Below are 4,932 nucleotides of genomic sequence, written 5' to 3' on the forward strand. Positions count from 1 at the left end.
CAGCCGCGAGCGCGGCAGCCGCCGCGCGATCGTCATCAGCAGGGCCGCGATGCCGCGCAGCAGGGCGAACACGACGACCGAGGAGGCTACGAACACCGCGGCGATGCGCTTGTCGAAGGACAATCCGATCACGACCGCGATCAGCAGTGCGACCACGACGCCCATGAACACGACATAGCCCAGCCGCGGCCGATGCCATTCGGAGCTGATGGTGTCGCGGAACAGCGCGGCGACCGGCACGTCGTGCACGCGGCCGAGCGGCCACAGGCCGAAGGCGAGCGCGGTGAGCAGGCCGTAGACGAAGGACAGCGCGAGCTCGTCGACATGCACGGCCGGCACCACCGGCAGCGGCAGCAGTTTTCCGAACAGGCCGACGATGGCGAACGGCATCGCCGCGCCGAGCGCCAGCCCGATCACCGAGCCGATCGCGGCAAGCAGGAGAACCTGCGCGAGGTAAATGCCGAACACGTCGCGGCCCGTCGCGCCGACGGCCTTGAAGGCCGCGATCACCTCGAGCTTGCGGTCGATATGGCTCTTCACGGCATTGGCGACGCCGACGCCGCCGACCAGCAGCGCGGCGAGGCCGACCAGCGTCAGGAACTGCGTGAAGCGGTTGATGTTGCGCTCGAGCTGCGGCGAGGCATTGGAGCGGCTGCGGACCTCCCAGCCGGCCTGCGGCGCCGCGTTGCGCGCATCCGCGATGAAGGCTTCGGTGGCGCGCTCGCTGTTGGCGTTGTCAGGCAGCTTCACCCGGTAGACCCAGCGCACCAGGCTGCCGGGCTGGATCAGGCCGGTGGCCTTCAGGCCCGCCTCGCTGATCAGGAAGCGCGGCCCGAAGCCGATGCCGCCGGCGAGCTTGTCGGGCTCGGCTTCGACGGTCGAGCGGATCTGGAAAGTCGCCGAGCCGATGGTGACGCGGTCGCCGGTCTTGAGCGACAGCCGCGCCAGCAGCGTCGGATCGGCGGCCGCGCCGAACGCGCCGTCGCGTTCCGCGAGGACGTCGGCCATCGCCAGCTGCGGCGCCAGCGTCAGCTGGCCCAGCATCGGATAGGTGTCGTCGACCGCCTTCATCTCGACCAGTGCGAGCTGGCCGTCGGCCGCGCGCGCCATGCCGCGCAAGGTCGCGGCGGTCGAGACGGTGCCGCGCGAGCGCAGGAAGGCGACTTCGTCCGGCTTGGCCTCGCGCTGAAACAGAACGAACGACACGTCGCCGCCGAGCAGCGTGCGGCCTTCGCGGGCAAGACCGTCGGAGAGGCTCGCCGACACCGAGCCGACACCGGCGATCGCCATCACGCCGAGCGCGATGCAGGCGATGAAGACATAGAAGCCGCGCAGGCCGCCGCGCAATTCGCGCAGGGCATAACGCAGCGACAGTGCGATGCCGTTGGGCTTCGCGAACGGTTCGGCAGCAATGCTCATGCCGGCGCAGACTGCGTGTCGATGCGCCCGGAGCGCAGGCGGATCACGCGATCGCAGCGATGCGCGAGCGAGGAATCGTGCGTGACCAGCACCAGGGTCATGCCGCGCTCGGCATGCTTGGTGAAGAGCAGGTCGACGATCTGCTTTCCGGTCGTCTCGTCGAGATTGCCGGTCGGCTCGTCGGCGACGAGGATGGCCGGATCGGGCGCCAGCGCGCGGGCGAGCGCGACGCGCTGCTGCTCGCCGCCGGAGAGCTGCGTCGGATAATGATGCAGGCGATCGCCGAGCCCGACCGATTGCAGCTCCTGCGCCGCGCGCCTGGCGGCATCCGGATTGCCGGCGAGCTCGAGCGGCACGGCGACGTTCTCCAGCGCCGTCATGGTCGGGATCAGATGGAAGGACTGGAAGACGATGCCGACCTGGCGGCCGCGGAAGCGCGCCAGCGCGTCCTCGTCGAGGGCATTGAAAGGCATGCCCGACACCACCACCTCTCCGCTATCAGGACGCTCCAGCCCCGCCATCACCATCAGCAGCGTGGATTTGCCCGAACCTGACGGGCCGATCAGGCCGATCGTCTCGCCCGAGCCGACCCGCAAGCTGATATCCTTGAGGATGTGAACGCGTGCCGCCCCCGTGCCCAATGAGAGATTGACGTTGGAGATGGCGATGGTGTCCGGCGTGGTGCCGGCGAGCGAAGAGGATTCGATGCGAGTGTCCATGGTCCGGTCATATGGCAACTCCGTACGCGCGGTCGAGAGGCGTTACGGATTGTTCATGCACATAGCCGTGTTGATGCTCGCTTTGATGACGATTGCGAACCCGGCTTGGGCAGAGGCGACAAAGCCGGTCAAGCTTGTCGTTCTCGGCGATTCCCTGAGCGCAGGCCTCGGCCTTCCGGCCCAGCAGGCCTTCCCCACAAAGCTTCAAAAAGCCTTGCAGGCCAAAGGCATAGCCGTTGACATGACCAATGCCGGGGTGTCCGGCGATACCTCCTCGGGGGGGCGCGATCGGCTCGACTGGTCGGTGCCCGACGGAACCGACGGCGTGATCATCGAGCTCGGCGCCAACGACGCGCTGCGCGGGATCGATCCCGACTTGACGCGCACCGCGCTGACCGACATCGTCCAGCGTCTCAAGGCGCGCAAGATTTCCGTGATGCTGTGCGGCATGCTGGCGCCGCCGAATTACGGCGCCGAATACGCCGCGCGTTTCAATTCGATTTATCCGGATCTGGCGAAACAATTCGAGGTGCCGCTCTATCCGTTCTTCCTCGACGGCGTCGCCGCCGACGCCAAGCTCAACCAGGCCGACGGCATTCATCCGACCGCTGAAGGCGTCGACATCATCGTCGGCAACATCATGCCCACGGTGGAGGCATTTTTGCGCAACATAAGCGAGCAACGGCGATGAAAAGCAGGCAACGCTAACCCTAACAACAAGGGTTATCCCGTGAGTTCACGGGTCAAGCTTCGCAGAGTCACACAAACGCGATAGGAATCAGGGTACCGGTGATTCGTCGCCGGCTCTAAAATTTGGATATGATCCTTCCCAGGGATCATGCCCAAGCATCGGGAGTGCGAAACGATGCCGCGTTTGTTCACTGGTCTGGAAATTCCGGCCGAGATCGGCCAGTCGCTTTCCAACTTGCGAGGCGGCCTTCCCGGCGCCCGGTGGATCGATCCCGAAAATTATCACGTCACCCTGCGCTTCATCGGCGACATCGACGGCATCTCCGCCAACGAGATCGCATCGATGCTGTTTCGTGTCGACCGCAAGCCGTTCGAGGTCAAGGTGCAGGGGCTGACCAGCTTCGGCGGCCGCAAGCCGCGCGCGGTGGTCGCCACCATCGCGCCGAGCAAGCCGCTGATGGACTTGCAGGCCGAGCTCGAACGCATGATGCAGCGGATCGGTCTCAATCCGGAAGGACGCAAATTCATCCCGCATGTCACGCTGGCCCGCCTGCACGACGCCACCGACCGCGACGTCGCCGACTATCTCTCGCTGCGCGGCTACTTCCCGAGCAAGGCGTTCACGGCGGAACGTTTTGTGTTGTTCTCCTCGCGCGCCTCCACGGGTGGCGGCCCGTACGTGGTCGAGGACGCCTACGAGCTGTGTGAGTAGGTTGTCTCCGTCATGAACGGAACGGTGTGTCCCACGCGGTAGCGTCCGGGACACGGAACGCATAGCGCCCCGCACCAATTGACGGCTTGCATTTTCCGCGCATCTCTGGCGGTAAAGAGCCATGCTCTCCACCCAAAATTCCTCATTCCGCGAGGCATACCAGGCGCAGGTCGCATCCGGCGCGATCGAGCCCGATGCCGCGCAGGCCGAGGTCGCCGAGGCCTATGCGGCGCTCGACCAGCGGCTCGCGAACTACAAGCCGCAGCGCAAGCAGGGCCTGCTCAGTCGCCTGTTCAGCAGCGACAAGGACGAGGCGCCGCGCGGGCTCTACATCCATGGCGAGGTCGGCCGCGGCAAGACCATGCTGATGGATCTGTTCTTCCAGCACTCGACCGTCGAGCACAAGCGCCGCGCGCATTTCCACGAATTCATGGCCGACGTGCACGAGCGCATCTACGATTATCGCCAGAGCATCGCGCGCGGCGAGACCGCCGATGGCGATGTCATCGCGCTGACGGCGACGGCGATCTTCGAGGAGAGCTGGCTGCTCTGCTTCGACGAATTCCACGTCACCGACATCGCCGATGCGATGATCCTGGGACGCCTGTTCGCAAAGCTGTTCGAGCTCGGCACCGTGGTGGTCGCAACCTCCAACGTCGCGCCCGATGATCTTTACAAGGGCGGCCTCAACCGTTCGCTGTTCCTGCCCTTCATCAAGCAGATCACGGACCACATGGACGTTGCGCGGCTCGATGCGCGCACCGACTTCCGGCTGGAAAAACTCCAGGGCGTGCCGATGTGGCTGACGCCGGCCGACAGCGACGCGGATGCCGCGCTCGATCGCGCCTGGTCCAGGATGAGCGGCAGCGCCAAATGCAAGTCGCGCGACATTTCGATCAAGGGCCGCATCCTGCACGTGCCGTGCTCGGCCCATGGCGTGGCGCGGTTCACCTTCGCCGATCTCTGCGAGAAGCCGCTCGGCGCATCGGATTACCTCAGGCTCGCGCACGATTATCACACCATCCTGGTCGACCATATTCCAGTGATGGACATCTCCCAGCGCAATGCCGCCAAGCGCTTCATCACGCTGATCGATACGCTCTATGACAATGCCGTGAAGCTGATGGCCTCGGCCGACGCCAACCCGATCTCGCTCTACCTCGCCCATGAGGGCACCGAGGCCATGGAGTTCAAGCGGACGGCCTCGCGCCTGATCGAGATGAGCTCGGAATCCTATCTGGCGCTGGCTCACGGCCGCAAGGATTCCACCGCCAGCGGCTCCACCAAGGGTCTTGTGGAGACTTAAGTCCTATGCCGCCGTCATTCCGGGGCGCGACGAAGTCGCGAGCCCGGAATCCATAACCACGATCGGGAGTATGGATTCCGGGCTCG

The 4,932-nt window shown here is 65.4% G+C and carries 5 protein-coding genes; 3 read left to right on the forward strand and 2 right to left on the reverse strand.

All coding sequences use genetic code 11. The features are described from left to right. The coding region (locus tag PMI42_RS33845; protein ID WP_008143560.1) for an ABC transporter permease at positions 1-1,419 on the reverse strand (1,419 nt) is incomplete at its 3' end. Continuing rightward, positions 1,416-2,138 (reverse strand): ABC transporter ATP-binding protein, encoded by a 723-nt coding sequence (locus PMI42_RS33850; RefSeq protein WP_008143561.1) that lies wholly within the window; start codon positions 2,136-2,138, stop codon positions 1,416-1,418. The genes PMI42_RS33845 and PMI42_RS33850, both read right to left, overlap by 4 nt. A gap of 55 nt (positions 2,139-2,193) precedes the next feature. On the opposite strand from PMI42_RS33850, the gene PMI42_RS33855 reads away from it, so the two are divergent. From PMI42_RS33855 to zapE, 3 genes are all read left to right on the forward strand, one after another. Further along, positions 2,194-2,829 (forward strand): arylesterase, encoded by a 636-nt coding sequence (locus PMI42_RS33855; protein WP_008143562.1) that lies wholly within the window; start codon positions 2,194-2,196, stop codon positions 2,827-2,829. A 174-nt stretch (positions 2,830-3,003) separates the two neighbouring features. Beyond that, entirely contained in the window at positions 3,004-3,540 is a 537-nt protein-coding gene (gene thpR / locus PMI42_RS33860; protein WP_008143563.1) for an RNA 2',3'-cyclic phosphodiesterase, read from the forward strand. Between the two features lie 121 nt (positions 3,541-3,661). Next, a complete protein-coding gene (zapE, locus tag PMI42_RS33865) occupies positions 3,662-4,846 on the forward strand; it encodes a cell division protein ZapE (RefSeq protein WP_008143564.1) in 1,185 nt (394 codons plus the stop codon). Positions 4,847-4,932: the final 86 nt, after the last annotated feature.

It is taken from the genome of Bradyrhizobium sp. YR681, assembly GCF_000282615.1.
GTDB lineage: Bacteria > Pseudomonadota > Alphaproteobacteria > Rhizobiales > Xanthobacteraceae > Bradyrhizobium.